This is a genomic window from Kistimonas scapharcae (assembly GCF_039540975.1).
Classification (GTDB): Bacteria; Pseudomonadota; Gammaproteobacteria; order Pseudomonadales; family Endozoicomonadaceae; genus Kistimonas; species Kistimonas scapharcae.
Genome location: NZ_BAABFL010000162.1, coordinates 1 through 658 on the forward strand (window position 1 = coordinate 1; position 658 = coordinate 658).

Here is a 658-nt window from a genome sequence, read left to right on the forward strand (position 1 = left end):
ACCGTCAGAAGTCGTTTTTGAAACCATCAGCCCTGTGCCAGCAGGATGGCGGCGTAATCCCCCACCTCGGCATCTTCCAGTGCGATGCCAATGATCCGGTCAGCAGCCTGGGTAGCCGTAATCACCTTGCCTTCGGAATTACTGGTGAGCACGGTGCCTTTGCTCAGTGTTCCACCGGCCACCGCTTCCGTAATGCCGGAAACGATGACATCGACCCGTCCATTGTTTTCACTGCCGATCTGGGTGGTGATGCCAATCAAGGCATCGGAAGCTGCGTTAGCCTGTCGCACGGTCATGCGACCGGTACCGAAGGTCACCAGCCGACGCCCCTGTAAAACGCCATCGGCAATGAAGGTTTTGATCAGCCCGTCGTTTCTGATGCTCATGCGTTGCTTCCCTGTTGCCGGATGGTATTGACCGCTTCGGTAATGGTGACCATGCGGCCTTCCTTCCGCGCCTGTTCCTGGTAGGCCAGCGCCTTGCGGGCCAGCTCATCCGAGGATGCCGGCGGCTCGCTCTGGTCATCCTTGCTGTGTTCGTTGAAGTCCACCTGTTGTGGCAAACCGGAGAGAAACTTCAGCAGATAGGTACGCTGATCCAGTGTCGTTTTTTGCTCACCTTCACCAAAGGAGACCACGCCTTTTTCGGTGTCCAGCGA

The 658-nt window shown here is 57.1% G+C and carries 2 protein-coding genes; both read right to left on the minus strand.

The genetic code is table 11. From position 1 onward, the window contains the following. Positions 1-26: 26 nt before the first annotated feature. Positions 27-386, minus strand: a complete 360-nt coding sequence (locus ABD892_RS10170; protein WP_345193430.1) for a capsid cement protein — start codon at positions 384-386, stop codon at positions 27-29. After that, positions 383-658, minus strand: a 276-nt coding sequence (locus ABD892_RS10175) for a hypothetical protein (RefSeq protein ID WP_345195511.1), incomplete at its 5' end; no start/stop codon positions are given. The genes ABD892_RS10175 and ABD892_RS10170, both read right to left, overlap by 4 nt.